The 25,812-nt window shown below is 43.7% G+C and carries 26 protein-coding genes; 23 read left to right on the forward strand and 3 right to left on the reverse strand.

Annotated elements, in window-relative coordinates; all coding sequences use genetic code 11:
• Positions 1 to 31: 31 nt before the first annotated feature.
• The 11 genes from KFK88_RS04710 to KFK88_RS04760 all read left to right on the forward strand — a co-directional run bounded on the left by KFK88_RS04710 (position 32) and on the right by KFK88_RS04760 (position 11,192).
• Positions 32 to 1,168 (forward strand): hypothetical protein, encoded by a 1,137-nt coding sequence (locus KFK88_RS04710; protein WP_223577494.1) that lies wholly within the window; start codon positions 32 to 34, stop codon positions 1,166 to 1,168.
• A gap of 301 nt (positions 1,169 to 1,469) precedes the next feature.
• Entirely contained in the window at positions 1,470 to 2,246 is a 777-nt protein-coding gene (locus KFK88_RS04715) for a DUF3450 domain-containing protein (RefSeq protein ID WP_223577495.1), read from the forward strand.
• Positions 2,243 to 3,589, forward strand: coding sequence for a MotA/TolQ/ExbB proton channel family protein (locus tag KFK88_RS04720; RefSeq protein ID WP_223577496.1), 1,347 nt, complete (start codon positions 2,243 to 2,245; stop codon positions 3,587 to 3,589). Before KFK88_RS04715 ends, KFK88_RS04720 begins: the two co-directional genes overlap by 4 nt.
• A 10-nt stretch (positions 3,590 to 3,599) precedes the next feature.
• Positions 3,600 to 4,112: a MotA/TolQ/ExbB proton channel family protein gene (locus KFK88_RS04725; protein ID WP_223577497.1), complete on the forward strand. Its 513-nt coding sequence runs from the start codon at positions 3,600 to 3,602 to the stop codon at positions 4,110 to 4,112.
• Positions 4,113 to 4,130: 18 nt separating this feature from the next.
• Positions 4,131 to 4,532 carry an ExbD/TolR family protein gene (locus tag KFK88_RS04730; RefSeq protein WP_223577498.1) on the forward strand — a complete coding sequence of 134 codons (402 nt, stop codon included), beginning with the start codon at positions 4,131 to 4,133 and terminating at the stop codon, positions 4,530 to 4,532.
• A gap of 3 nt (positions 4,533 to 4,535) precedes the next feature.
• Positions 4,536 to 5,168, forward strand: coding sequence for an energy transducer TonB (locus KFK88_RS04735; RefSeq protein WP_223577499.1), 633 nt, complete (start codon positions 4,536 to 4,538; stop codon positions 5,166 to 5,168).
• Positions 5,161 to 6,522 carry a tetratricopeptide repeat protein gene (locus KFK88_RS04740; protein WP_223577500.1) on the forward strand — a complete coding sequence of 454 codons (1,362 nt, stop codon included), beginning with the start codon at positions 5,161 to 5,163 and terminating at the stop codon, positions 6,520 to 6,522. Before KFK88_RS04735 ends, KFK88_RS04740 begins: the two co-directional genes overlap by 8 nt.
• 159 nt (positions 6,523 to 6,681) lie before the next feature.
• The gene (locus KFK88_RS04745) at positions 6,682 to 8,109 is read left to right on the forward strand and encodes a YcjX family GTP-binding protein (RefSeq protein WP_223577501.1); all 1,428 of its coding nucleotides are present in this window, start codon (positions 6,682 to 6,684) and stop codon (positions 8,107 to 8,109) included.
• Positions 8,106 to 9,182: a YcjF family protein gene (locus KFK88_RS04750; protein WP_223577502.1), complete on the forward strand. Its 1,077-nt coding sequence runs from the start codon at positions 8,106 to 8,108 to the stop codon at positions 9,180 to 9,182. The genes KFK88_RS04745 and KFK88_RS04750 overlap by 4 nt, the downstream gene beginning before the upstream one ends.
• 14 nt (positions 9,183 to 9,196) lie before the next feature.
• Positions 9,197 to 9,994 (forward strand): ABC transporter ATP-binding protein, encoded by a 798-nt coding sequence (locus tag KFK88_RS04755; RefSeq protein ID WP_223577503.1) that lies wholly within the window; start codon positions 9,197 to 9,199, stop codon positions 9,992 to 9,994.
• A gap of 1 nt (position 9,995) precedes the next feature.
• Positions 9,996 to 11,192 carry an ABC transporter permease gene (locus KFK88_RS04760; RefSeq protein ID WP_223577504.1) on the forward strand — a complete coding sequence of 399 codons (1,197 nt, stop codon included), beginning with the start codon at positions 9,996 to 9,998 and terminating at the stop codon, positions 11,190 to 11,192.
• 130 nt (positions 11,193 to 11,322) lie between these two features.
• On the opposite strand, the gene KFK88_RS04765 is transcribed toward KFK88_RS04760, so the two are convergent.
• Together KFK88_RS04765 and gloB are read right to left on the reverse strand one after the other, a co-directional pair.
• On the reverse strand, positions 11,323 to 12,864 hold the full coding sequence (locus tag KFK88_RS04765; RefSeq protein ID WP_223577505.1) for a lytic transglycosylase: 1,542 nt from the start codon (positions 12,862 to 12,864) through the stop codon (positions 11,323 to 11,325).
• 13 nt (positions 12,865 to 12,877) lie between these two features.
• The gene (gloB, locus tag KFK88_RS04770) at positions 12,878 to 13,648 is read right to left on the reverse strand and encodes a hydroxyacylglutathione hydrolase (protein ID WP_223577506.1); all 771 of its coding nucleotides are present in this window, start codon (positions 13,646 to 13,648) and stop codon (positions 12,878 to 12,880) included.
• Positions 13,649 to 13,755: 107 nt separating this feature from the next.
• Here gloB and KFK88_RS04775 point away from each other — a divergent pair, with 107 nt between their 5' ends.
• The 12 genes from KFK88_RS04775 (at position 13,756) to KFK88_RS04830 (ending at position 23,674) form a co-directional block, all read left to right on the forward strand.
• The gene (locus KFK88_RS04775) at positions 13,756 to 14,439 is read left to right on the forward strand and encodes a methyltransferase domain-containing protein (RefSeq protein ID WP_223577507.1); all 684 of its coding nucleotides are present in this window, start codon (positions 13,756 to 13,758) and stop codon (positions 14,437 to 14,439) included.
• 26 nt (positions 14,440 to 14,465) lie between these two features.
• A complete protein-coding gene (gene rnhA, locus KFK88_RS04780; RefSeq protein WP_223577508.1) occupies positions 14,466 to 14,912 on the forward strand; it encodes a ribonuclease HI in 447 nt (148 codons plus the stop codon).
• Positions 14,913 to 14,919: 7 nt separating this feature from the next.
• Positions 14,920 to 15,609 carry a DNA polymerase III subunit epsilon gene (dnaQ, locus tag KFK88_RS04785; RefSeq protein WP_223577509.1) on the forward strand — a complete coding sequence of 230 codons (690 nt, stop codon included), beginning with the start codon at positions 14,920 to 14,922 and terminating at the stop codon, positions 15,607 to 15,609.
• Between the two features lie 399 nt (positions 15,610 to 16,008).
• The gene (locus KFK88_RS04790) at positions 16,009 to 16,497 is read left to right on the forward strand and encodes a Na+/H+ antiporter subunit E (RefSeq protein WP_223577510.1); all 489 of its coding nucleotides are present in this window, start codon (positions 16,009 to 16,011) and stop codon (positions 16,495 to 16,497) included.
• Positions 16,497 to 16,811 (forward strand): monovalent cation/H+ antiporter complex subunit F, encoded by a 315-nt coding sequence (locus KFK88_RS04795; RefSeq protein ID WP_223577511.1) that lies wholly within the window; start codon positions 16,497 to 16,499, stop codon positions 16,809 to 16,811. The genes KFK88_RS04790 and KFK88_RS04795 overlap by 1 nt, the downstream gene beginning before the upstream one ends.
• Positions 16,808 to 17,197, forward strand: coding sequence for a monovalent cation/H(+) antiporter subunit G (mnhG, locus tag KFK88_RS04800; protein ID WP_223577512.1), 390 nt, complete (start codon positions 16,808 to 16,810; stop codon positions 17,195 to 17,197). The genes KFK88_RS04795 and mnhG overlap by 4 nt, the downstream gene beginning before the upstream one ends.
• A gap of 28 nt (positions 17,198 to 17,225) precedes the next feature.
• Positions 17,226 to 18,209 carry a Na(+)/H(+) antiporter subunit B gene (locus KFK88_RS04805; RefSeq protein WP_425559478.1) on the forward strand — a complete coding sequence of 328 codons (984 nt, stop codon included), beginning with the start codon at positions 17,226 to 17,228 and terminating at the stop codon, positions 18,207 to 18,209.
• A complete protein-coding gene (locus KFK88_RS04810) occupies positions 18,206 to 18,574 on the forward strand; it encodes a cation:proton antiporter subunit C (RefSeq protein ID WP_223577514.1) in 369 nt (122 codons plus the stop codon). The genes KFK88_RS04805 and KFK88_RS04810 overlap by 4 nt, the downstream gene beginning before the upstream one ends.
• Positions 18,571 to 20,049: a monovalent cation/H+ antiporter subunit D family protein gene (locus KFK88_RS04815; RefSeq protein ID WP_223577515.1), complete on the forward strand. Its 1,479-nt coding sequence runs from the start codon at positions 18,571 to 18,573 to the stop codon at positions 20,047 to 20,049. Before KFK88_RS04810 ends, KFK88_RS04815 begins: the two co-directional genes overlap by 4 nt.
• 8 nt (positions 20,050 to 20,057) lie before the next feature.
• Positions 20,058 to 21,548, forward strand: coding sequence for a monovalent cation/H+ antiporter subunit D family protein (locus KFK88_RS04820; RefSeq protein WP_345251993.1), 1,491 nt, complete (start codon positions 20,058 to 20,060; stop codon positions 21,546 to 21,548).
• Complete coding sequence (locus KFK88_RS04825) at positions 21,541 to 21,918, forward strand: hypothetical protein (protein WP_223577517.1); 378 nt, start codon at positions 21,541 to 21,543, stop codon at positions 21,916 to 21,918. The genes KFK88_RS04820 and KFK88_RS04825 overlap by 8 nt, the downstream gene beginning before the upstream one ends.
• Positions 21,905 to 23,674: a Na(+)/H(+) antiporter subunit D gene (locus KFK88_RS04830; protein ID WP_223577518.1), complete on the forward strand. Its 1,770-nt coding sequence runs from the start codon at positions 21,905 to 21,907 to the stop codon at positions 23,672 to 23,674. The genes KFK88_RS04825 and KFK88_RS04830 overlap by 14 nt, the downstream gene beginning before the upstream one ends.
• Here KFK88_RS04830 and KFK88_RS04835 read toward each other — a convergent pair.
• Positions 23,589 to 25,673, reverse strand: a complete 2,085-nt coding sequence (locus KFK88_RS04835; protein WP_223577519.1) for a fibronectin type III domain-containing protein — start codon at positions 25,671 to 25,673, stop codon at positions 23,589 to 23,591. The genes KFK88_RS04830 and KFK88_RS04835 overlap by 86 nt on opposite strands.
• Positions 25,674 to 25,812 lie beyond the last annotated feature (139 nt).

The raw sequence follows: 25,812 nt of genomic DNA on the forward strand, positions 1-25,812 counted from the left end.
GGCGGTGAGACCAAGTGACTTGAGTGACAGTATGAAATCTAGTAACCGGTTCAAAACAGCTGCTGCATTAGTGTTAATGTCGATATCGGGCGTTACCTTTGCTCAAGAGCAAGTTACTCAAGTGAATCATTCGGCAACTGATTGGACTCCGTACTCCTTTGACGCAGATACATCTTACGCTGTTCCACTATATTCTAATGAGTTTGATGTTGACTATTTAGACTCAGAAGCCTTATCAATAGGGCTTGAGGATGAGAATCAAGGATTCTGGAAGTTCTCGCTCGATCTTAAACAGCCACAAACGTCAATGTTTTCAGAAGAGCAGTACCAGCTGAATGCTTCCTACAGCCCTGAAAGCGGGGACTCCACTTTCTATATTAATTATGGGAATCGTCGTGTTCCCGTATCAATCAAAGTAGATAATTTCCTCGACTATAACAAAGTCGGCCCAGAGGGTTCTGGCATGGCTTTGGGCTTTGAACAAAATGTAAACGATAACTGGGCGGTAAGTATTAGTTATACTAAGTCAGAGCTAGAACAGTCAGGCGCTGACAACAGTGTTTTTAGCGTCGAGTCAGGGGCTCCTATTAACCAGCAATATTGGTTTGACCTAAATAAAGATGGTCTTCCAGAAGCCGTTAATCTATTTTCAGATTTAGGCATAGCACCAAGCTTTGATAAGGCGTCCGATGGGATTGAGATCCGTTTGACTCGCCAAGTGGGTGAGACGCTATCCGTAGGCAGTACCCTTTTTCAAAATAATAATTCATTTGATTGGGAGCCTTTTCAGCTGGAAGGCTTTGAGTCGATTGCTAGCGAACTGAAAGAAAGTGGTATTTCTCTTTTCAGCCAAATCGACTTTTCATCAGAATGGTCAATAGATACACAGCTTACACATAAAAGCTATCAACAGAAATCACCCCAAATCGTATCGCTAGTGAGTGAAGAATCAAGTCGTCTAGACTTTGATAGCACTACTTTAGATATCGGGGTTCAGTATCAAGGGCGTTGGCAGGATATGGGGTTAGTCATACGCATTGATTTAGTGAATTTGCTGGGTCAAGATAGCGCTTACAATACTGTCAACGACTTCAATGAGAAGGGATTGATGCCTTATACTTTTGACTCGCCAAAGTATATCAAACTGAGCGGAAGCATTAATTTTTAATCACTTCTGCAATGCTTTTTTAGAGTAAAGAACATCTTTGCATCGCCCTATAAATAAAAGTTATCTGAAAACATTTCTAAATGTAAATTAACTGTAATGTTTTGTTGACCGTTACAGTCCTTGTCCTTTATAGTTGATTTCTTTCACCAGAGAAACACCAATTGGTTAAAGTTTAAGTTTAAAGAGACTCTTTTAACAGTTCAGACCTTTAATTCCTTGATTTTTGGTCTCGAACCTACTAAGTTTCTTTAGCATCGACTTTTTAATGAAACGATTTCTGAACAGAAATTTGGGTAAGTTTATGAAAAAACAAGTACTTTTTAAGAAAACGGCTGTTGCCATTCTTGCCTCTGCTGTGATGGGCAGCACGATGGCTGCTGGCGAATTCAGTTCTTCTATGACTACTGAGAAACGAATTGATAAAAAAGCAGCGAGCACACAAGTAACTGTAGATCGCCTAGCAGAGCAAACCACTGACTTGGCGCTAGAGTACAGAAATACTTTGCAACAAGTTGATAGCTTGCGTATCTATAACACTCAACTTGAGCGTCAAATTGCATCTCAGGAAAAACAAATTACTGAGAGCAGCCAAGAAATGGAAACGATTGATGAAACTGAGAAGGGTGTTCTTCCTTTAATGGACGAAATGATCAAAACCCTTGATGAGTTCGTACAGTTAGACATTCCATTCAATATTCAGCAGCGTCAAGATCGTGTACAAAATTTGTACGCTTTGATGGACGATGCAAACGTTACGGTTTCTGAAAAATACCGTAAAATCTTAGAAGCTTACCAAATCGAAATGCAGTACGGTAACGCTGTATCTGCAAGCTCTGGTAACATCCAGAAAGATGGTGAAGACTTAAGCGTAGATTTCTTACGTGTTGGACGTTTGTCGTACGTATACTTATCTGTAGATGGTAAGAGTGGTGCTTATTGGGACAAAACATCAGGTCAGTGGGTTGATTTACCAGAAGAGTATTTAGACTCTGTAAATGAAGCAATCAACATGGCCAAAGGTGTCGCAACTCAAGAACTATTTAAAGTACCAGTCCCAGTTACGGAGGCAGCACAATGAGAAACGTTTTAGCATTATCACTAGCTGGCGTCCTAGCGTTCAGTGTTTCAGCAGTATCTAATGCCGCTGAAAGTTTGTCGCACGCTGACTTACTTAAAAAAGTAAGAGACAAAGAGCGTATCCAAGAACAGGTTAACAACCAGCGCGTTCAAACATTCCAACGTCAAAAAAATCAACAAGACCGCCTTTTGGCTGACGCTAAAGCACGTCTTGCTGAAGAAGAGGCGAAAAGTGAGCGTTTGAAAGCTGAGTTTGATGAAAACGAAAAGCAATTAACGCAAATTGCCGAAGACCTTCGTATTAAGCAAGGTAACTTAGGTGAGTTGTTCGGTGTTGTACGTCAAGCAGCTAACAGCTTGTCTGGCGATATTTCTTCATCACTGGTTAGTGCACAATACCCAGGTCGTGGTTCATTGCTTAATAAGCTAATCGAAGCAGAAGAGCTTCCTAAAATGGACGACCTTCGTGGTTTTTACGTATTGATGCTTCAAGAGCTTTCTGAGCAAGGCAACACAGCGAGCTTTGCTGCGGACGTTGTAAACGAAGCTGGTCGTACTGAAACTCAAACTGTTGAGCGTATCGGTACTTTCAACCTTCTATCAGGCAAAGATTACTTAATCTTTGAAAAAGGCCAGATCAAAACTTTACAAGTTCAGCCTTCTGCAGAAGTACGTAACTTAGCATCAGACTACGAGTCTGCGAACTCGGGTTATGCTGGTTTGTATATTGACCCTACTAAGGGCGGTATTCTTCAGTTAGAAAAGTTAAAAATGAGCTTGCCAGATCGCCTTTGGAAATTTAAAGGCTTCGCTGGCTCGACTGTAATGATCCTGCTTGCGATTGGTATTTTAATCGCATTAGAGCGTCTATTCACTCTGTACATGGTTACTGGTCCTAAAGTTGCTTCGCAAAAGAAATCAAGCACTCCAGGTAACAACCCTCTTGGTCGCGTAATGAAAGTTTACTTAGCGAACAAAGATGAAGATGTTGAAAACCTAGAGTTGAAACTAGATGAAGCCGTGTTGAAAGAAACACCTAAGATTGAGCGTGGTATTAACCTGATCAAGGTAATTGCTGCACTTGGTCCGCTTCTAGGTCTATTAGGTACTGTTGTTGGTATGATTGAGGTATTCCAATCGATTACTCTACACGGTACAGGTGACCCACGTTTGATGGCTGATGGTATCTCACAAGCATTGGTAACTACTGTTTGGGGTCTATTAGCAGCAATTCCATTAACCTTCTTGCACGCTGTTGTAGCTGGTAAAAGTAAAAGCATTATTCATGTCTTGGAAGAACAGAGCACGGGTTTAATGGCTCAACACGACGAGAATAACGCATAGGAATTTCCTTATGGAATTAATCTATACGATATTAGAGTTTATCGGTAAAGGCGGATGGGTCCTATGGTGGATAGGACTCGTTCTCTTCCTGATGTGGACATTTTTAATTGAACGTTATTGGTACATTTATGGTCAATATCCTAAAGAGGCACGTTCAATTATTGCACGTTGGAACGCGAGAGAAGACCAAACATCATGGAGAGCGAAGCAAATTCGTGATGCTTGGATCTCAATAGCTAGAGAAGCTTTGAACCAAAGAATGTTGTTAATTAAAACATTGATTGCAATCTGTCCGTTACTAGGCCTACTAGGCACAGTGACTGGTATGATCGATGTATTTGATGGTATGTCTGGTCAGGGTTCGGGTAGTGCTCGCCAAATGGCGGGTGGTATCTTCAAAGCTACAATTCCAACGATGGCGGGAATGGTTGCTGCATTATCTGGTATTTTCTTCAGTAGCCGTTTAGAGCAAACGTCTTACATGAAGAGTCACCAGTTGGCCGATAACCTTTCACACCATTAATTATTGGGTGAAAACTAGATGGCGATTCAAGACAAAAGAAAACAAGAAGATGTAGAGATTGATATGACTCCGATGCTCGACATCGTATTCATCATGTTGATTTTCTTCATCGTAACAACGGTTTTTGTGAAACAAGCGGGCGTTGATGTTGTCAAACCATTAGCGCAGACGGCTGAAGAGCGTAAAAATGCGTATATTTTTGTCGCAATTGATGAAAAAAATACGATTACTATTGATAAAACGACTGTTCAGCCAGCTGAAGTTAAGGCAAAAATCCAATCATTGCGCACTGAGAACCTGGAAGGCGAGGTCGTCATCCAGGCAGACCAAAAGGCAAAAGCCGGACTTGTGTTACAGGTCATCGATTTTGCAAAAAGTTCTGGCGCTAAAGTCTCAGTGGCTACAGACAAGGTACAGTAAGCTATGTTGAGAGTTTTATTAAGTGCACTGTTCGCCTTTGGTATTGTGGTTGGGCTATTTCTTTTAATGAATTTCTTAATTTCGTCCCAAGATACGAAAAAAGAAGTTGAAAACATTAAAGTCGAAGTAGCTTTTGTTGAGGAAGACAAGCAGGTGCAACGCAAAGAGCGTCGACCACCTAAAAAGCCACCACCACCAAAAGAACCACCACCGCCACAGCAACAAGTGCAGCAAAAGCAGCAAAAAGTTGTAACGGCTTTGGTCGACATCAAGATCGATAATATTGATGCGTCGATGGATGGAACTGGTATTTACATCGGTGGTTTAGGACAAGGCCAAACTGACTTTTCTGGCATGGGCGATGGTGAAGCTATTCCAGTGTATCAACCACAAGCTCAATACCCGGTTCAAGCTCAGCTGAAGGGTATTCAAGGCTATGTACTGTTCACAATGGACATCGGGCCTGACGGCACTCCTTCAAATATCTCTGTAGAAGATGAAAGTCCTCGAGGAGTCTTTAGAAGAAATGCTATGCGCGCTATCCGTAAGTGGAAGTTTAAGCCGAGAATTGTAAATGGTCAGCCCATTCCACAGCGTAACATGCGTTACAAAATGGAATTCCAGCTAGATGAGTAATAACAGTGTGGTGAGTATGAAAAAATTATCATTAGTATTTGGAGCGGCTGGTTTATTATTTGCGGGTAGCGCTATGGCGTTACCTCAAACAAAATATACTAGCTCTTGTAAGCCATTAGCTCCTACAGAAGGTAAGTACGAAGAAGGTAAGGGCGTAGGCACTATTTCTTCTGAGTCAGCTTTCAAAAAAATTACCGCTGGTAACGAAGCATATGCTGACGGTAAATACAATGAGTCTATCACTATATTAAAAGACTTAATTGCTAACTCTAGCGACAAAGTTGCCGTAGGCCGTGCGCATCAACTTTTGGGTGTTAATTATCAAGCTACAGAGAACTATAGAGCTGCGCGAAGTTCTTTCTTAAAAGCCATCGAAAGTGGTTTTCTAAGACAGCAAGATATTGTTCAAATGCGTCGAATTATTGCCCAAACGTACTCGATTGAAGAGAACTTTTCTGAAGCAATCAACTGGATGGATAAGTACTTTCAAGACGTCATTAAGCCACCGGCAAATGCCTACGCTTCATACGCGAGCTTAAAGTACAACAGTGGTGATTACAGAGGTTCAATTTGCCCTGCATATATAGCGTTGCAGATGAACTCAAGTTCAAAAAAACCGTTATATAGCATGATGTTTGGTGCCCATATTAAGCTTAATGATAATGCTGGAGCAGAGGTCATTGGTGAAGAAATGGTTGAGCTTTATCCTGCTGAAAAGTCGGTCTATAACAACTTGTTCGCAGTTTACAGCCGTCGCGGTAAGCAAGCGGATATGTTGGCTCTAGCTGAACTAGCGCGTATGAATGGCATCTGGACAAGCGAAACGAACTACAAACAGCTGTCTGCACTTTTTGCAAACAATAAAACGCCACGCCTTGCTGCTGAGCGTTTACAAGAAGGCATTGAAAAAGGTGTAGTGGAGTCTAATGAAGATAATTGGAAGCGTGTAGCTGACAACTTCTTCTATGCGAAAGATTTAGAAAATGCTGTAAAAGCGTACGACAAAGCATCATCTTTCACCTCGTCAGGTAAATACGACTATAAGGTCGCTATCATGTACCAAGATCGAGATGATTACGAAAATGCGGTGAAAAAGTACCAATCTGCGATTCGCAAAGGTAATTTACGTGATGGTGATTTGGGTTATGCGTATATGAACCTTGGTGTTTCACAGTTCCGTTTAGGTCGTGAGACCGCGGCTGTAGAAACAATGAAACAAGCTGCAAAGTTCCCAAAGGTCGCACGAAATGCAAATGCATACATTAAATACATAAGCGATCTTAAGAAAATGAAAGAGTCAATTGCAGCTATGGAATTGCAAGACGATTCACCATCTCCAGATGGTGGCGAATAATAAGAAATTTATCTTATTAATTAAAAGCACTACGCATGTAGTGCTTTTTTTTTGCCTATAGGGCTCTTTGGCAACTAACCATTAATAATTTATTACGTTTATTAATATTTTGGCTGACGGTATTGATCTATACTTAATTGTTAATGTTTCGGGGTTAGTATGGATTGGTTAAATAAAATAGCAAAAAAATCTAGTGATATTGTCGATCGGAGTTTAGATCGCAATGTTCGGGTTGCAGTTACTGGCTTAAGCCACTCGGGCAAAACTGCGTTTATTACTTCTTTTATCAATCAATTACTGCATGCTCCATTAACATCGCAATTAACTTTTTTTCAAGCGGACTCTGAAAACCGATTAAGAGGCAGTAAGCTTTCTCAGCATAATGAATTGCACATCCCTGGCTTTGATTACTCTGGTGCTATTAAGCGCCTAACTAACGAGACCGCTAAATGGCCTTTATCGACCAATGGTGTGTCTCAGGCCCAACTCAAGTGCCGATTCAATGTAAAACACTCTTGGTTAAAGAAAATTCAGGCTCAGAGTACGGTTACCATTGATATTGTTGATTACCCTGGAGAGTGGTTACTTGACCTGCCACTTCTCCATATGAGCTTTAAGGATTGGTCTAAAGCTTGTAGGGACTATCTCAAAAGCGAGCGACGACAAGAGTATACTCAAAAGATTGCGTCAACAATCTCAAATCAAAACTATCAATCTCAGCATCAAGATGAAGTAGAACTGTCTGAGTCAGTTGCTCGATTATCTACTGAGTATAAAGCAGCGTTACTAGACTACCGAGCTGATTATAATGATTATGGCCTAGCTTTACCTGGGCGATTTATCATGCCAGGTGAGCTTAAGGGTGCGCCGACGCTTGATTTTTTTCCTGTGCTTAATGACGATGTTTTGTCGCTGGACTGGGAGCAGTTCGAAGAAAATTCTTTGCTGAGAACATTAGAAAAACGCTTTGATTATTATAAAGATAATGTGATTAAACCTTTTTTCAATGAGTATTTTTCAAGAGTCGATCGTCAAATTGTTCTAATTGATACATGCACAGTTTTGGAATCAGGCTATGAAGCCTACCAAGATTTAAAGCTTACGATAGAAAAGTTGTTAGAAGGGTTTAGTTATGGTCGCGCGCACTGGTTGAAACGTCTTTTTGCACCATCGATTGATAAACTAATGATAGCCAGTACGAAAGCGGATTTGGTGCCTCCGGATCAGCATGCTGCGCTTGAGTCATTTATGCAAAAGATGGTTGCCCAAGCAAAAAACAATGTGGGCTATGAAGGAGTGGAAGTTGAAACTATGGCAATAAGCGCCATAGCGACTTCTGAAGCGGTAGCGACAGAGCATGCGGGCAAGAAACTACTATGCGTAAAGGGAAAAGAAGAGCGGACAGGAGAGTCTGTGCTCCACTATCCAGGCATTGTGCCTGACAAACCATTATCACGTCAGCACTGGGACGAATTAGAGATTGATTTTTCAGCTTTTGCACTGCCAAACCTAACGCCTGATGAACCATTGCCACAGATACGAATGGATAAGGTTATTCAGTTTTTGCTCGGAGATAAATTTTTATGAGCGACAAGCCAGTCAAGTTTTACAGTAAAGATAAAGCACATCAAGCCGCGGAAAAGCTTGTCAATGAAGCTGTAACAAGCTCGCGAGCGAGTGATGATGGGTTCCAAGGTCAGTCTCTAGCCACTACCAAAGCCTCAGAAATACAGCTTTTGAGTGATAGAAAAAAGCCATGGTACAAACGCTTGTTCTGGCCATCATTGTCAGCTTTTATTATCACTGCGGCTGGATATGAAGCTTATCAGTTTGTGACTGGCTTGCTACAGGAAAACTGGTTGCTGGGTTCTGGTGTCGGCTTGTTAGCGGGTATTGTAGTCATCAGCGGAGGCTACAGTTTATTTAAAGGCTGGAAAGCTAGGCGCCGATTTAAGCATAGACAGACACAACAGCAACAATTTGAGCAGTTGCTTAAGGGTAAGTCTTACGGTCAAGCTAACCAACTCATCGCCTCAGTAACAGACGAAGTTGAACAGTATGTTCGCATAGAGGCGCTCAAAACTTCGTATGAGCAAAAGAAGCAACAGGTGCACAACGATCAGGAGTTAATACACATTTATTCTAGTTCAGTTCTTCAGGGGCTGGATAAGATGGCATTGGATGTTGTGACTAAGCATGCATCAGAAGCCGCCGCGATGGTTGCCTTGAGCCCTCTAGCTGCAGCGGACATGGCGCTGGTTGCGTGGCGCAGTAGCAAAATGATTGAACAGTTATCTCAGCTTTATGGTTGCCCACAAACAGCTTTGGGTAGATTTGAGATGACGAAAAGAGTATTTAAGAATATGATGTTGGCCGGTGCCAGCGAACTTGTTGCTGATGCTGGCGTAGAGTTACTAGGTAAGAGCCTGACAGCAACGATCTCTGCTAAAGCAGCCCAAGGCATAGGTGTTGGGGTGTTAATCGCTCGAATGGGCTTACAGACGATGCATTTGTGTCGCCCCATACCTTTTGGTCAGGATGATAAGCCAAAGTTGGGGCAGATACGGAAGTCGGTTTACCACAAAGTCGTAGGTTTAGTTAAAACTGCCTCGGCTGGTAAAGCTGATAAAAGTGACGATGCAATTGAAAAGAAGAAATAGGGGAACGATAAATCATGATAGAAATCAAAGGCTTGGCAAAAAGCTTTGCTTATGACAAAAAAGAAGCAAAGAAGAAAAAAAATAAGGTGGCGACTGACCCACGTGAAGGTGATGGTGTTTTTCATGCGGTGAGAGACGTCAGCTTTAGCTGCGATAAAGGCAAAGTTTTAGGCCTATTAGGACCTAACGGTGCCGGTAAAACGACCACGCTTCGCATGTTATCGACAGCATTAGAGCCAACTCAAGGTGAAATCTTAATCAATGGTCATGATGTGACCAAAGAGCCGCGTTACGCACAAAAGCTTATCGGTTTTTTGTCCGGGAAAACGGGTTTATATCATCGCCTTACCGTTCGTGAGAACGTTGAGTATTTTGGCCGTATGCATGGTTTGTCCAAACAAGTGATGGATGAGCGCATTGATAAGATTTTCAGCATGCTGGACATGCACACCTTTGCTGGCAAGCGCGCCGATGATTTATCAACAGGTATGATGCAGCGTGCTTCAATCGCACGCGCAGTGATCCATGATCCAAAAGTTTTAGTGTTTGATGAGCCAACCACTGGTTTAGACGTAATTTCAGCTAAAACGGTTCTCGACTTTATCGAGAGTTACAAGGAAACCGAAATGTCGGTGATCTTCTCAACGCATCACCTGCATGAAGTAGAACGTTTGTGTGACGACGTTTGCTTGATTGATTTGGGTGAAACCAAGTTCTTCGGAAGTACGCAAGAGTTCGCAGCGCAAACAGCGTCCGGCAACTTATACGATGCCTTCTTGAATAATGTGAATAAAAAGGAAGAGGTGGCTTAATATGTGGTTAGTTTATAAAAAAGAATTATTGGAAATTTTACGCGACAAAAAAACGTTAATTTTTTCGATTTTATTACCAACCATTATCTTCCCTGTGCTGTTTTTCGGTATTGGTAAGTTTACGCAAAGTAAAACAGAAGAAGCTGAGACCAAAGAACTTAAAGTGGCATTTGTGAATGCTAGCGCGTTTGAAGGCTTGTCGACGTTGTTTACAGCTGAAAAACACTTCAAGAAAGTAACTATTGAAAGTGATGATTACAAAGCTGAAATCTTGGAAGATAACGTTGATTTCATCATCGAAATTCCAGAGGGTACATCGCTGCCGTCAAACAGCCGTAAACAAGAAGTGATTAATCTTTACTATAAAGGTTCTTCCAAGCTCGATAATATTTCTAGTAAACGTGTAAAAGACATTATTGAAGCGTATAACAACACTGAGCGTTTGGCGCTCGGTGCGCGTTTTAATTTGTCCACGGACAATATTAAGGCTTTCAATAAACCTATCGCTGTAGAGAACCAGAATTTTGCCTCAGAACGTGAACGTATGGGTGAGTTTGCTGGGCCTCTAATTGCTTACATTTTGATTGCACTGGCGGTCTCTGGTGCTATGTATCCAGCGTTAGAGCTTGGTGTTGGTGAAAAGGAGCGCGGTACATTAGAAACCTTACTATTAACGCCAATGACGAAAGGTAAGATTGTCATGGCTAAGTTTGGGGTGATTTTTACAGCGAGCTTTTTCACGGTCATTGTGACGCTACTCAGTTACTTCATATGGACCTATATTTTCACCATGGGTGGCAAGATGGGCGGCCTCGACTTCTTGTCTAATATTTCTGGACTGGATCTGTTGTTAGTGGCTGTACTGCTGGTGCCGTTAACCAGTATCTTCGCATCGATCATGTTAAGTGCTTCGATCTATGCTAAAAACATGAAAGAAGCGCAAGCCTACATGTCGCCGATATTCATGCTTGGTTTTATGCCAGTTATCGTTGCATTTGTTCCCGGTATGGAGCTTGATGTTAAAACCGCGATGATTCCTATTACTAACGTGGCTTTAGCAATGAAAGACTTGGTTAAAGGTACGGTTGATTACACCATGATCATGGTGCTTCTGGGCTCAACAGTAGTGATTGCTGGAGCCTTACTGTACTTCACCACACAATTCTTCAAGAAAGAAAAAGTGTTGTTTAGAAGCTAGTTTCTGGACGTTAGTTTGTGTCCCGTTTGATTGTTTAGCGGAATACAGGAAAAAGAAAAGGGCCGCTAGGGCCCTTTTTTGTAAACGCTTTTTTATAAACCCCTTTTTTATAAAGAGTATCGTGTAACGCTTATTGATAAATTGTTAGGGTTTGTCCTGGGCGAATAATGCTGCGCTTGCTCAAGCGATTCCATTTAGTGATATCACTCACTTTAACTTTAAATTTTCGTGCAATGGCCGATAGTGAGTCACCACTTTTTACCGTATATGAGGTTTTAGCCGATGCAAACTGAGAGTAGCGCTTAGGCCATACTTTTAAGCGCTGCCCCACACGTAAAGTGCTGTTTCTATTGATATTATTCCAGCGAGCTATTTGTGCTGAGCTTACACCGAAACGCTTGCCAATACTCCATAAGTTGTCGCCACTACGAACGCGATAGGTTTGATATCGACGGCGCTGACGGTTTTTATCCAAGGTTGCCATGAACTTAAGTTCGTGTTCTGAAGCATTGGCGAACCCTGGCATTTTTAGCACTTGGCCGATCTTTAAAAAGTCTGACTTTAACTTGTTAAGATTTTTTAAATAAGACACTGAGGTGTTGTGCTTTTTGGCAATGGTACTCAAGTTGTCGCCTGACTTGACCGTATAAGTCAGTAAGCCAAGCGCTTTGCCCGGCTCAATCTCCATAATGCCTTTTTGGAACAACTGAACGTTTTTAGTCGGTACCAAAATCTTAGCTTGACCATGTTCCTCAGGGATAAAGAGCTTATTGTAGGCTGGATTTAATCGATAAAAGACGTTTTTATCGATGTTGGCGATTTTCGCTAACTCCATCAGGTTTGCTGGGGCTTCAATCGTGACTTCGCGGAAAGCAGGAGTATTTTCGATAAAAGGTAAATCAACCCCGAAGTCCTTGGCATTCAAAAAGATGTTCGATAAAGCTATCCACTTCGGCACATGACGCATGGTTTCGCGTGGTAGGCTTAGTGACCAGTAATCGGTCGGTTTGCCTTGGCGGCGGTTGCGTTTCATGGCTTTTAGGACGTTACCTTGTCCCACGTTATAGGCCGCGACGGTTAGTAACCAATCACCATCAAACAGCTTATTGAGGTATTCGTAGTAGTCGAGTGCGGCATGCGTCGAGGCCACCACATCACGGCGACCGTCATACCATTGATCAATCTTTAGACCGAAGCCTTTGGCTGTGCGAGGCATAAATTGCCACAATCCTGCTGCCTGTACTACTGAATGCGCCAGTGGGTCGAAATTGCTCTCGACCATTGGAGTGAACGCTAGCTCGACCGGCATATTGCGCTTTTCAAGCTCTGTGATGATGTAGTGTAGGTAAGGAGCCGCTTTATTAGCGCGGTCCACAAGGTGGTCTGTACGACGCAAAAACCGTTTTTGGTGCGATTGTACGCGTGAATTGGTGATATGCGTCAACGATTGATTCTTAGCAAGCTCATCCCATAAGTTAATTGGCTGAGGTGGCGTTAAATCTTTTGTGACCAACTCCACTTCGGGAGAGAGCTCATCTTGAGCAATATCAGGCGTTGGTAATGGCTCACTACGGCTTGATGGTTTGTTATCAGCTATATCGTCATCAGATTTTTTTTGTAAGCTGCTACAGGCACTTAGCACCAATAGCGATAAAATGGCAATGCGCTTCATAAGTAATTATTGTTTAAAAATTATCTTTTAGTCGACGGATTGTAGCAAAAGTTCGTACCGGATCGGAGAAAGTTTTTTCTTTTGCGGCTTCTGTAGCAGTTTCTTGGACGCTACGTTTGTGGCACCTGAGGAACGGGTTGAACTCTAATTCTTGTCCAATTGTAGAAGGAAGCGTCGGTTGGTTTTTGTCCCTAAGTGACTGAGAGTATTCTATTTCTTTTGTGATAGCAGGGTTGTCCGGCTCGACCGATTGAGCAAACTTAAGGTTGGCTAAAGTATATTCATGAGCGCAATAAACCTTTGTTTCTGCTGGTAAATCTGCCAGTTTTTGTAACGATTCATGAAACACAGGAGGTGTGCCTTCAAACATGCGGCCGCAGCCTGCTTTAAACAAAGTATCACCGCAAAATAGGGCACCATGGCCGTAAAAGGCAATATGGCCCATGGTGTGGCCGGGAACTTCTATCACTCGAAACTGGTATTCATCATTAAGCACAGACACCTTATCACCTTCGACCAAATCGCGATCAGAAAACGATTGGTTATCGCGCTTAGGGACAAAAACCTGACACTGATAGCGATTTTTTAAGGTTTCTACGCCACCGATGTGGTCATTGTGGTGGTGTGTGATTAAAATAGTTTCAAGCGATAGTTGGTTGGCTTCGATATAGTCAATAACTGGGCTAGCATCGCCTGGGTCGACCACTGTTACGGCGTTGGAGTTAGAAGAGTGAATGACCCAGATGTAATTATCGCTAAATGCGCTTAATGGTATGACTTTCATAGTATTATTCACAATATCGAGTAAGTGTATTTGCGTGCATGCAGATCTCAGGTTAGCATGAGAATACTCTACAAGACAGGCTAAAACCTAGCAACAAACGGGTAGCAATGGAACGATTATTTGAGTTGAGTTGGCCTAAAATGCCCGCGGGGAACCGGTTACGGTATCTCTGGCAGGAGTGGTTGCAGCTGCACATGGAAGAGTACCATGGAGGCTACCTGCTGACTCTCGACAGTTTGACACAAAGTTTGAGCTTGCCTGACAATGTTTTCGAGTATCATGTGCGCCTGGGAGATGGTTTGTGTCACTCAGTAGAGGCGAAACCTGATGAGTTGCCGATAATGACGGACTCAATACAAGCCGTCGTACTCAGTAATGTCTTTGAATATGCCGAGCAACCGAGCGTGCTGTTGGGCGAGGTGCATCGTGCTTTAGCACCGCAAGGCATTTTGTATGCGTTATTGTACGCCCCCCTGAATCCGTGGATGCTGAAGGCTCGTGGACGTTTGTCTCGAACCAAAAAAGAGTTACCGGCTCACACCATTGGTATTCATCGCTACGAGGAGTGGCTGAACCTGCTGGGGTTCAAAACATTAGAAACTGAAGTGGTGGGCTGTCCTTGGTGGCGCGGCTTTAAAGAGTTTGAGAAAAAGTCAGACATGTCTAAGGCTTGGCTCTCAGCACCTATTGCTTACATGGTCAAAGCGCAAAAGAAAGTCTCTACAATGACGCCATTACGCCCGCTGGAACAAGAAGCGCTGGCGATTGGTGGCAAATTAGCCAATATTTAACGCTCACAATAAGGCTGTTTCATATTTTGAAAACAATAGAAATTTATACCGATGGTGCCTGCAAAGGTAATCCTGGCCCTGGTGGCTGGGGTGCTTTGCTGCGCTATGGGAAACATGAGAAACGTTTATACGGTGGGGAACTCGAAACCACCAACAACCGGATGGAACTAACGGCGGCTATTGAGGCGCTAAAAGCCTTGAAACGGCCTTGCAGCGTTGAGTTAACCACGGATTCGGTATATGTCAAAAACGGTATTAATCAGTGGCTTGAGGGCTGGAAAGCCAAAGGTTGGAAAACGGCATCTAAAAAGCCGGTAAAGAATCAAGACCTGTGGCAAGCTTTGGACGAACAAGTCGCTAAGCATCGAGTTAACTGGCACTGGGTTAAAGGCCATAGCGGGCACGCTGAAAACGAAATAGCGGATGAACTGGCCAATTTAGGCGTTGAAAAAGCTTTGAAAGAGAATAAGTAGGTAGCGCATGAGACAAATTGTACTGGATACTGAAACCACGGGTCTAGAGCCTGCAGACGGGCATCGTATCATCGAGATCGGTTGCGTTGAGTTGGTCAATCGTAAACTCACAGGCAATCATTATCATCAATACATCAAGCCTGATCGTGACATCGACGAGGGTGCGATTGAAGTGCATGGTATCACCAATGAATTTCTAGAGGACAAACCAAGGTTTGAAGATATTGCGCCACAGTTTTTAGAGTATATTGATGGCGCCGAGCTAGTCATCCATAACGCACCGTTCGATGTCGGTTTTATCGATCATGAACTCAAGTTATGGGATCCATCAAAAGGTAAAACCACAGATTACTGTTCGGTTTTAGACACTTTAGTATTAGCGCGTCAAATGCACCCCGGGCAGCGTAACAGTCTAGATGCGCTATGTAAGCGCTATGAAATCGACAATAGTCACCGTGAGTTACATGGCGCTTTACTGGATTCCGAAATTCTAGCCGACGTTTACTTAAGAATGACTGGCGGTCAAACCAATCTGACGCTCGGACGACAATCTAGCCCAAGTGCAGAAACGGGTGAGTTGCCCGTCAGGAAAATTGGCACGAACCGCCCGAGTTTGAAGGTCATTCAAGCATCTGATGAAGAGCTTAAAGCCCATAACGCCAAACTCAAAAGTTTAACTAACGCTCTTTGGGAATAGAATTTCAATTAGTTTTTCTTATGGGTCTCGTGAGAATAACTAGTCCAAAAATTGAAAAACTTGCCTTGTATCGCTGTAATACGGTTCAAAAAATAATCAATTTGAGCCGTTTTGTACAGCCTGCATTTTACTCTGTTTGCATCTTTTTAGCTCTCAAAACGTTTCAATTCGTTTTATCGCTGCTCAAAACCTCAAAAAAATTGCACAATCTATACAGCTTATTTATGTAGTTATCGAGAGCTGCGTTTTGCTCAGAAAGTAGTCTGGGGGTTGCTTGCGCGGTATTTTGGGGGTTGCTACAATCATTTGAGTTTGTTGTGAACCACACACTTTTTGTGGTGAAGGCTCCTTGCACTTGCGGAGCTTTTTTATTGTTCGGATTAGGTACGTTAAGACGAGATGAAAAAAAATATCAGCCTTCGTTACATTATCAGTTTGATTGTCGTGCTGTCGCTTATATGGATCGGTAATTCGGGTTACTTTAACGGTTTGTTGTTGTCACTTGGCGCCGTGTCAGTTGCTTTTGTTGTCTTTATGGCTTACCGACTTGGTATTGTTGATGAAGAGTCACAGCCATTGAGCGTTAGTCGCCGCATCATCGTGTATTGGTTGTGGCTTTTGAAAACACTGGTTCAATCTAATATCACTGTGGTTAAACGTATTTGGCAAGGACCGAAGGCGATCAATCCTGTTGTGGCACGTATCCCAACCAGTCAGAAAACTGAGATGGGCCAAACCATTTACGCTAACTCAATTACATTAACGCCTGGAACCACAACGTTGGATATTCAAGGCGATACTCTGATTGTTTATGCATTGTCTTACGACGGTATCCGTTACCTGCAAGGTGGCGAGATGGATCGTCGTGTTAAGCGCTTGGAGGAATAATGTTTCTAGCCGCTGCTATTGCTATTTTAGTTGCCATGGCGCTTGCTTTATTGCGAGCCTTCATGGGGCCAACACTGTATGACCGTATTTTGTCGGTCAATGTGTTTGGTACAAAAACTGTTTTGTTCATCGCTGTCTTAGGTTTTCTCATGGGGCGTCCAGAGTTTTTGGATATCGCCTTGGTCTACGCTTTGATTAACTTTATTGCCATGATCGGTGTATTGCGTTTCTTTGAATACAAGCAAGTGGATGTCGTTGAAAAAAGTGCTGATTCTAAAGCCGCTACTACAAAAGAAAGCGAGGAGAACTTATGAGTGAACTTCTTGATGGTTTGAGTTGGGGGCTGTTGGTTTTAGGTGGCTTCATTTGTGTGTCAGGCGCTATCGGCATGCACCGTTTTCCAGATTTTTTCAGCAGAATGCATGCTGCTAGTGTCACCGATACGCTAGGCGGCACCTTGATTCTCTTGGGCTTAATGCTTCAAATCGAAGGTCAGTACCTGGTTTTAGTGAAATTAGTTTTGGTGCTGTTGTTTATTTTGATTACGAGTCCAACGGGCAGCCATGCTTTGGCTAAAGCCGCACTGCATGGTGGTTTGAGACCCAAGCTTGGGAACAAACAAGATGAGCAGGATGCTGATGTGTTGAATAATTTTGGACGCCAATCTAGCGCGTTCGAATCAGAAAAAGATAAGGAGTAGAGCCATAGAGATTTTAATTAATGTCATCCTGTTGGCGTTCCTAGCAATTACTGCTCTGTCCTTAGCCTTCACTAAGGACCTATTCGCCTCAGTGATGTTAACCGGTATTTATAGCCTTCTATCTGCGGCATTTTTCGTATTGATGGATGCGGTGGATGTGGCCTTCACAGAAGCTGCAGTTGGTGCAGGTATTTCGACCATCTTGATGGTGACGACCCTCACTATGACTGGGCGTTATGAAAATCGTAAATTGCACCATCCTCTCATTGCACTCTGTGTGGTCGCGGTTACTGGTGTGATGCTCATTATCGGTACCATGGATATGCCTGCGTTTGGTTCAGATGTTGCGCCAGCGCAAGTGCATGTCGCGCCTTACTACATTATGCAGTCAGGTGAAGATATTGATATTCCAAACATCGTGACCTCGGTTTTAGCGAGCTATCGAGGGTTCGATACCTTTGGTGAAGTCGTGGTGGTGTTCACTGCTGTTGTTGGCGTTTTAGCCTTGTTGGAGTTTTCGCGTAAAGAAAGCGATATCACGGAAAAGCCTGCGCCTATGTTCCAGCACAAGATTTTACGCATTGTCAGTAAGATCTTAATTCCGCCTATTATGCTGTTTGCCCTGTATGTTCAGTTCCACGGTGAGTATGGGCCGGGTGGCGGCTTCCAGGCGGGGGTGATTTTCGCATCAGCAATTATTTTGTACGCGATGTTGTTTGGCGTTGAACAAACGCGTAAAGCAGTTTCAATGCCCGTGGTTAAAGTCTTCGCTGCACTGGGTGTATTGATTTACGGCAGTGTGGGTATTGTCAGTATGCTTAATGGCGGTAACTATCTCGACTACAATGCTTTGTTCGAGAATGACATCACGGGGCAACACGTCGGTATTATTATTATTGAGCTTGGCGTTGGTATTACTGTCGCCACAGCAATGATTCTGATCTTCTTAACCTTTGCTAGACGAATTGGCAAAAGCAACTCCAATTCTGGTACGAAGGAGGGGACTGCATGAATTTCTTAGAACAATACAATTACTGGATTGTGATTCTGCTCATGATGAGTGGTTTTTATATCGTGATTGCACACGGTAACTTGGTTAAAAAGTTGATGGGGTTGACGATTTTCCAAACATCGGTATTTATCCTGTATATCAGTGTGAGTAAGGTGATTGGCGGTACTGCTCCAATATTAAACGATCAATACACGGTTTATTCGAACCCTTTGCCGCACGTTTTGATTCTGACCGCGATTGTGGTTGGCGTCGCGACGACAGCCTTAGGCTTAGCACTCGCAGTGCGCATTAAAGAAGCCTACGGCACGGTTGAAGAAGATGTGATTCAAGAAAAAGATTTACAGCAAGAGGGTTCTGCAGAGTGATACAACATTTACCGATTTTGCAGGTAATTATTCCATTACTTGCAGCTCCAATCTGTTTTATTCTAAAAGAAGCTCGACTGGTTCGTTGGTTCGTTTTAATCGCCAACGTCATGGCTTTTGTGGTCAGTATTATGCTGCTACAACAAGTCAACTTAAACGGCACACTGGTCTATTCGCTGGGTGGCTGGGATGCACCGGTTGGCATCGAGTACCGTATTGATAAGCTCAATGCGTATTTGTTAATTTTAGTGACGTCGATCAGCACCATCACCTTGATGGCGGCAGGTAAAAGCCTGACCAAAGAAATTTCAGAGTCAAAAATTACCTACTTCTACATCGCCTACATGCTGTGTTTGACGGGCTTGCTGGGCATTGTGACGACTGGTGATGCGTTTAACGTCTTCGTCTTCTTGGAAATTTCGTCGTTAGCGTCGTATACCATGATTGCTATGGGTAATGACCGGCGTTCGTTGTGGGCTTCGTATCAATACTTGATCATGGGCACTATCGGTGCGACCTTTATTCTGATCGGTATTGGCTTGATGTACATGATGACAGGTACCTTGAACATGTACGACTTGGCGGAGCGTTTGCCAGAAGTTGAGCATACAAAAACCGTCTTTACGGCCTTTGCCTTCTTCTTGGTTGGTGTTTGCTTAAAGCTTGCTTTGTTCCCGCTGCATTTATGGCTACCGAATGCCTATGCTTACGCGCCTTCTATCGCGACGGTATTTTTGGCAGCGACCGCGACCAAAGTAGCGATTTACGTACTATTGCGCTTTATTTTCTCGGTGTACGGTTTCGAGTTTTCGTTCTCGCACCTGCCGTTGACAGAAATTTTAGTCAGCTTAGGCTTGCTGGGGATTATCGCCGCTTCGATTGTGGCAATTTATCAAACCAACGTGAAGCGCCTATTCGCTTACTCCAGTGTCAGTCAAATTGGCTACATGATCCTAGGTATTGGCATCGGTACCAAAACCGGTTTAACTGCGACCATGTTGCACCTGTTTAACCATGCCCTAATGAAAAGTGCGATTTTCTTGGCGTTAGCCGGCGTGGTTTACCGTGTTGGTAGCGTCAACATTAAAGCGTTTGCAGGGCTAGGGCGACAGATGCCTTGGACCATGGCGGCGATTGTGATTGGTGGCTTGAGCTTGATTGGTGTGCCGTTAACGGTTGGTTTCGTCAGTAAGTGGTATTTGGTGTTAGCACTTCTAGAAAGCAACTGGTGGCCAATTGCGGTGCTGGTTTTAATCGGTTCGCTACTCGCTATCGCTTATATCTGGCGGATTGTTGAGGTGGCTTACTTTAAGCCTGCGCTACAAAATAATCAGTCATACAAAGAGGCGCCGCTCGCCATCTTAATTCCAGCGTGGATTTTCGTGTTAGCGAATATTTACTTTGGTATTGATACCAGCTTTACCGCTGGTGTGTCTGAGGCAACGGCAGAGCTGTTGTTTGGAGTGGCTGAGTAATGGGTGACATGATGAATCAAGAAACGTTAATGCAGTGGATCATCATATTGCCTTTGTTGGCAATCCCAGGGATTCTACTGTTCCATAAGAAGCCAAACTTACGTGAAGCCTCGACCTTGATCGTAGGCGCTTTGCTGCTCATTGCGGTGGTTGCGTTCTACCAAGGTTTTGATGCGACAAGTGGTAGTTATGTCCATTGGTGGGAGTTGATGCCGGGGCTGGATATCGCCTTTAGAGCAGAGCCTTTGGGTGTTTTATTCAGCTTGGTTGCTGGCTCTTTATGGCTGGTGACCTCGATCTATGCCATCGGTTACATGCGTGGCCACGGTGAAGCCAACCAAACTCGATTCTACACCTGTTTTGCGGTGGCGATTTCGGGTGTGATGGGCTTGGCCTTTGCGGATAACCTTTTTACATTGTTCGTTTTCTATGAAGTATTAACGCTATCGACCTATCCGCTAGTGACTCACGCTGGTACGGATAAGGCGCGTCACGGTGGTCGAGTTTATTTGTCGATCTTGCTATCGACCTCGATTTTATTCTTCCTGTTCGCGATTATTGGCACATGGGCAGAGGCCGGCACTTTAACCTTTGCACAAGGAGGTGTGTTCGACAGCACAACCTCTAAAACGATGATGTCGGTGTTGCTGGTGTTATTTATCTTCGGTATCGGTAAAGCGGCAGTGATGCCATTCCACCGTTGGTTACCAGCAGCGATGGTAGCGCCAACGCCAGTGAGTGCGTTGCTCCATGCTGTAGCTGTGGTTAAAGCGGGTGTGTTCACCATATTGAAAGTTTGCGTTTATGTCTTCGGCATCGACTTATTGGCCGATTTAGACGTGACTGACTGGTTGCTTTATTTGGCTACGGCTGGCGTCTTGCTTGCGTCGCTGGTAGCCATGCGTCAGGACAACCTTAAGAAGCGGTTAGCTTACTCGACAGTAGGGCAGCTGGGTTACATTACCGTCGGTGCTTTGCTCGCGACACAGGCTGGCGTGCTTGGTGGTGCGATGCATATCGTAGCGCATGCTTTCGGTAAGATTACGTTGTTCTTCTGTGCAGGTGCGATCATGGTCGCAGCCCATAAAACAGAAATTAGCGATATGCGTGGCTTGGGTAAAACTATGCCAATTACCATGATTGCGTTCTTTATCGGCAGCATGAGCATTATTGGTTTACCGCCTGCTGCGGGTATGTGGAGTAAGTGGTATTTATTGATGGGATCGCTCGAAGCGCATCAATGGGCAGTGATGATCGTGCTGATGATCAGTTCGCTGTTGAATATCGCATACTTACTACCGATTCCTTTACGAGCTTTCTTTGATGGCAACAGAAGTGTGGTTTCAATTAAACGCGAGCACATCAAAGAAGCGCCTTGGCCAAGTTTATTAGCATTGAGCATTACTGCGATTATGACACTGGTTTTATTTTTCTGGCCGCAAGTCTTCTACGGGCTAGCTGAGTCGCTTGCGAGCGTCGCTGGAGGTACGAATGGCTAATCACGAGAGTAATAACAATAGCGAAAAAAAGTACTTATTTGATAACCCCAAGAATGTGAAGCGCATTCTGTATGGCTTGTACGTCTGCTGTGCCGTATTGGTGTTATTGGAATTTGTCATTCATCGCCATATTTATCATTCGTGGGAAGATTTATTTGCCTTCTACCCAATCTACGGCTTTATCGGCTGTGTGTTATTGGTATTGGTCGCTAAGTGGATGAGAACCTTCTTAATGCGTGACGAAGATTATTACGACAAATTAGAGAAAAAGCAGCATCCGGCTCCAGCGAAGAGTGAGTCGACTGCAGATGCTGACAGCGAATCAAACCAAGCTGAGCAAAAGCAAGGAGGCAACCATGTGGATGGCTGAGTTGCCGGCGTTTGTTCCATTTTTTATTGGCGCGTTAATTGCGCTGGTAACCAAGGGTAAACTTCGTCAGGCAGTATTATTGCTGACGCCTGTGTTGAGTGGTTTGCACTTATTGACGGTACCAGCAGGAACCATTTTGAGCTTTAATTTCTTGAACTTCCAGTTGGAAGTGTTTGAAGTTGATAAGTTGAGCCTACTGTTTGGGTATATTTTCCATATCGCGGCATTTATCTGCATGTTGTTTGCGTTGCATGTCAAAGACACGCTACAGCAAGTTAGTGGTTTGCTCTATGCGGGTAGTGCTGTGGGCGCTGTGTTTGCAGGTGATTTATTAACCCTATTCGTGTTCTGGGAATTACTAGCGGTAACATCGGTGTTCTTGATTTGGGCAAGACGTACTGAGCGCGCTTACTTGGCGGGTTTACGGTATCTGATCATTCAAGTTCTATCTGGTGTTATATTGTTAGCAGGTATCATCTTCTATGCTCATGTGCATCAGTCGATTGATTTCGAGTTTATTGGACTGAATGATACGGCCAGCTGGTTAATCTTTATCGCCTTTGGTATTAAGTGTGCCTTCCCGATGCTTCACAACTGGGTGACGGATGCTTATCCAGAAGCGACACCAACAGGCACCGTATTCTTAAGTGCCTTTACCACCAAAGTGGCGGTATACGCATTAGCACGAGCCTATCCAGGGACTGAGTTATTGGTCTATATCGGCGTGATTATGGCGTGTTTCCCAATCTTCTTCGCGGTGATTGAAAACGATCTGCGTCGCGTATTGGCATACAGCATGATCAACCAGATTGGCTTTATGGTGGTGGGTATCGGTATTGGTACCGCGTTAGCGGTCAACGGGGCTGTTTCACACGCTTTCAACGACATTCTGTTTAAAGGCTTGCTGTTCATGTCGATGGGTGCGGTATTGCACATGACAGGAAAGATAGACGGTTCGCGCTTAGGTGGTTTGTATAAGACCATGCCTAAGACGGCGATTTTGTGTATGGTCGGTGCTGCGTCGATTTCAGCGTTCCCGTTGTTTAGCGGTTTCGTCAGTAAATCGATGGTGATGTCGGCTGCCTTAAACAACGGTTATGGTTGGGCGTGGTTGTTGCTACTGTTCTCGGCAGCAGGTGTATTCCACCATGCAGGTATCAAGATCCCATACTTTGCATTCTTTGCGCATGATTCAGGTATTCGTACCACTGAGCCACCAAAGAATATGCTATTCGCCATGACTATTGCTGCGGTTCTGTGTATCGCTATTGGTGTTTACCCGCAGGCGCTGTATAGCTTGCTGCCGTTCGACACGGGCTACAACCCTTACGACGCGACACACGTACTGACGCAGACGCAGTTACTGTTCTTCTCAGCGTTGGCTTTTGTATGGCTTAACCTGAAGAAGATGTATCCGCCAGAATTACCTTCAGTTAACTTAGATATTGATTGGTTCTATCGTCGGTTATTCCCGGCGATATTAACGCCATTCTTTAATATGTTCTGGGCGATTGACCGAGCGGTTCGCGGTGTCTTTATGCGCGGCGTGAATGGTGTGTTAGGTATTATTTCTCGCCATGAGCCAGACGGTATTCTTTCGAGAACACAATTATCAGGTAGTATGGTGATTTGGGTCAGTATGCTACTAGCGGTATTTTTATTGTTAACACTTATAGAACTAAAACAAAGTTTTCTGTTTCTGGGCATACACCTTCAAAGTTTACTCGATATTCCCAGTCAGCTGTGGTGTCGCTGAACCAGCCGGTACCAGTTTTCAAGTTAACCTCAGAGCGAACGCAGCTTTGAGGAGAGATGCTGTGCTTTCTATTGGAGCCTTTAGGGTTGTCGTAATAGAACGTGGTCACATTGAAGCCATTACCCATTCCTACGCCACTACCGCGATGTTTGTTTGCAAAACAGGCGCTTGATGATAAGCATGTTTGATCATTCACATAAATCGAGCCTTTGTGAACGTGGTGATCATAATATTGAGAGGCTTCTTCGCGGTTCAATTTTTTAACGTTAGCATTGAGCCAGTTATAAAGGTTGATATTTGAGCCTGTTGTATTGACACTGCCTGTGGTGTAGACACTTGGGTGTTTACAGTTAGCCCACTCACGCGTATCACGGCAGGCATCCATGGCAATGCTCAACTCTGCTTCAGACGATCCACACTGTGATGGTGTCGATTGATCATAGTCTGCCCATGGTGAGCAACGTTCTTTGTGCTGCACACTAAGATCTAGCCAACGCTTCATTTGTGCAAGAATTCCTTGGTTACCGCGGTAATCTGCAAAGATCTCTGAGTGACTATAATTGTTATAAACCGTTGGACGCTGGTAGTTATTGGTAGAGAAGTCCACCGCTGCCCAGTTGCTAGAGTTTGTGTCTTGAACAAACTGATTGTACTTATCAGTGACGTTTGAAGTAGTGATGCTAGCGGCTAAGCCTGGAGGCCCACCGACTTGATCAGCGTTAATCGTAACTTGAAGATTATTTAACGTTTGCTCTAATGAGTAAGATGAAGATACGGCTCCACCTGCGGAGAAGTATTCAGTGATTTTCAATCCTAACTCAGCTTTTTTACTCTCACGTTCTTCATAGCTATATTTCTTAGCATCAAACACGAATACCAAGTATAAAGCAGAACCTAAGTTAGCACTGTTAATAAAATTATCACCACAACGCTCACGGAAATCTGCTTTAGCTTCGTCGTCATTTGGTGATAAGACCTGGTTGACTAGTTCTGGATAAATTGCATCGGTCGGAGTGTTTAATTTCCAAAACTGTCGACGATTTTTAACTTTTACTACAAATCGAACATGCTGATCGTCAGTTACAGATTTAGAGTAACGCTCTTTTTCGCCTGATAAGCCCAAGCTGTAATCATCACTGGTAAAGCCAACTTTAGCTGAAGAGGACACTTCTAGAAGCTCTGCTAAATGTCTATTGTCGTTGACGTAGTCGATGCTAAAGGTACTTGGTTGAAGAGGTGCTGTTTGTGTAATCTCAAAGTCAGGATGCTCTACATTCAAGCAAGTCTCTTTCAAAGCGCCACGTACCAAGTCATAGCCATCACCTAGATAGAAACGTTCATCACCACTTGTGGTGGTAAAAGCGCCACTTGATTGACCAACAACATCTTCACGAATCAAAGCGCTTTTGAAGCTTTGAGCAGAGGATTTATAGGCTGCTGTTTTTTGGTCTAACGTTGACAAGAAATTGTATTTTGAATAAAGATTCGGTTTTGGACTATGATTCACAATCATTTTGTTGCCGTAGCGATAACTACTACAACCTTTGGTATTACAAGAGCGAACACGGTAACGTTTTGAGGCTTTACCCGTTATAGAAATATATTTGCTGCTACCGTAACCGTCGTATATTTTTACCCAGCTACCATTATTGGTTTGCTGATAAAGTTCGTTACGGACGGGGTAGCCAGCACCGTAACCGCTAGTCCAAGTCACACGATAATTGTTATCGTTAGTATAGTTTGGGTGTTTCAAGTTACTTGGAGTGCCTGGAGGAGCATAAGGCCCTGTTGAGCCACCGCCACCATCGCAGTCATCGATTGGAGTGAGTTCATTGCTGGGTTGAATTTGACCTGGTTCGCTTAGTGGCTCTAAACAAGGCTCGATTCTTTGGATCTCAGCTTTTTGACTTTTTACGGTAGTTTTCTCTTGAGCCTGTGCTGAGGAAATCCATAGCAAGGGCACCAATGAGGCAACCGTGAGACATTTCAATGTTTTCATAGATTGTATCAACCTTTTTTATTTGTGAATTAGGCAATAAAAAAGTCTCACATTCGGTAAAAACTTAGCTGATGTCGTTGTGATATTTCGTTAATTGTAATTTAATGGTAGTTTAATTACACAATTAGAAAAATAGTAT

The organism is Kangiella taiwanensis, assembly GCF_020005165.1.
Taxonomy (GTDB): domain Bacteria; phylum Pseudomonadota; class Gammaproteobacteria; order Enterobacterales; family Kangiellaceae; genus Kangiella; species Kangiella taiwanensis.

Coding starts and splice junctions, on each gene's coding strand:
- KFK88_RS04725 (WP_223577497.1), top strand. CDS start 3,600: ATGGAATTAATCTATACGATATTAGAGTTTATCGGTAAAGGCGGATGG.
- KFK88_RS04745 (WP_223577501.1), top strand. CDS start 6,682: ATGGATTGGTTAAATAAAATAGCAAAAAAATCTAGTGATATTGTCGAT.
- KFK88_RS04790 (WP_223577510.1), top strand. CDS start 16,009: ATGAAAAAAAATATCAGCCTTCGTTACATTATCAGTTTGATTGTCGTG.
- KFK88_RS04730 (WP_223577498.1), top strand. CDS start 4,131: ATGGCGATTCAAGACAAAAGAAAACAAGAAGATGTAGAGATTGATATG.
- KFK88_RS04710 (WP_223577494.1), top strand. CDS start 32: ATGAAATCTAGTAACCGGTTCAAAACAGCTGCTGCATTAGTGTTAATG.
- KFK88_RS04750 (WP_223577502.1), top strand. CDS start 8,106: ATGAGCGACAAGCCAGTCAAGTTTTACAGTAAAGATAAAGCACATCAA.
- KFK88_RS04830 (WP_223577518.1), top strand. CDS start 21,905: ATGTGGATGGCTGAGTTGCCGGCGTTTGTTCCATTTTTTATTGGCGCG.
- KFK88_RS04740 (WP_223577500.1), top strand. CDS start 5,161: ATGAGTAATAACAGTGTGGTGAGTATGAAAAAATTATCATTAGTATTT.
- KFK88_RS04775 (WP_223577507.1), top strand. CDS start 13,756: ATGGAACGATTATTTGAGTTGAGTTGGCCTAAAATGCCCGCGGGGAAC.
- KFK88_RS04820 (WP_345251993.1), top strand. CDS start 20,058: ATGATGAATCAAGAAACGTTAATGCAGTGGATCATCATATTGCCTTTG.
- mnhG (WP_223577512.1), top strand. CDS start 16,808: ATGAGTGAACTTCTTGATGGTTTGAGTTGGGGGCTGTTGGTTTTAGGT.
- KFK88_RS04765 (WP_223577505.1), bottom strand. CDS start 12,864: ATGAAGCGCATTGCCATTTTATCGCTATTGGTGCTAAGTGCCTGTAGC.
- KFK88_RS04795 (WP_223577511.1), top strand. CDS start 16,497: ATGTTTCTAGCCGCTGCTATTGCTATTTTAGTTGCCATGGCGCTTGCT.
- KFK88_RS04735 (WP_223577499.1), top strand. CDS start 4,536: ATGTTGAGAGTTTTATTAAGTGCACTGTTCGCCTTTGGTATTGTGGTT.
- gloB (WP_223577506.1), bottom strand. CDS start 13,648: ATGAAAGTCATACCATTAAGCGCATTTAGCGATAATTACATCTGGGTC.
- KFK88_RS04755 (WP_223577503.1), top strand. CDS start 9,197: ATGATAGAAATCAAAGGCTTGGCAAAAAGCTTTGCTTATGACAAAAAA.
- KFK88_RS04760 (WP_223577504.1), top strand. CDS start 9,996: ATGTGGTTAGTTTATAAAAAAGAATTATTGGAAATTTTACGCGACAAA.
- dnaQ (WP_223577509.1), top strand. CDS start 14,920: ATGAGACAAATTGTACTGGATACTGAAACCACGGGTCTAGAGCCTGCA.
- KFK88_RS04835 (WP_223577519.1), bottom strand. CDS start 25,673: ATGAAAACATTGAAATGTCTCACGGTTGCCTCATTGGTGCCCTTGCTA.
- KFK88_RS04720 (WP_223577496.1), top strand. CDS start 2,243: ATGAGAAACGTTTTAGCATTATCACTAGCTGGCGTCCTAGCGTTCAGT.
- KFK88_RS04825 (WP_223577517.1), top strand. CDS start 21,541: ATGGCTAATCACGAGAGTAATAACAATAGCGAAAAAAAGTACTTATTT.
- KFK88_RS04715 (WP_223577495.1), top strand. CDS start 1,470: ATGAAAAAACAAGTACTTTTTAAGAAAACGGCTGTTGCCATTCTTGCC.
- KFK88_RS04810 (WP_223577514.1), top strand. CDS start 18,206: ATGAATTTCTTAGAACAATACAATTACTGGATTGTGATTCTGCTCATG.